This window comes from Monashia sp. HAY1-5C, from assembly GCF_056755255.1.
Genome location: NZ_JBPGXG010000445.1, coordinates 1 through 261 on the forward strand (window position 1 = coordinate 1; position 261 = coordinate 261).

A 261-nucleotide genomic window follows, 5' to 3' on the forward strand; every position below is an offset into this window, starting at 1 on the left:
GCTACGTGCACCTTCGGGAAGTTTGCCAGGACAACGCTGGTAACGGCCGGGGAACTCTTCGGCGGCGGCTCTCCAGAGCATGACGCCGTCCGGAAGGCGTGGGACACTGTGAAGGTCAAGGTTTAGTCACGCGGCGGGCCGGACGCGCTGCATCCGGACCGCCCACCGGCTGACGTCGCAGGGGTAGAACGAAAAGCAGCCAGTCATGAAAATAACGGTTCAACGCAGTGGAGGAATCGCCGCGATGACACGTGTCTGGAG

The 261-nt window shown here is 62.5% G+C and carries 1 protein-coding gene; it reads left to right on the forward strand.

Annotated elements, in window-relative coordinates; genetic code table 11:
- A partial coding sequence (locus ACR9ZK_RS22380) for a M4 family metallopeptidase (protein ID WP_481344130.1) occupies nucleotides 1-126 on the forward strand: 126 nt, incomplete at its 5' end.
- Nucleotides 127-261 lie beyond the last annotated feature (135 nt).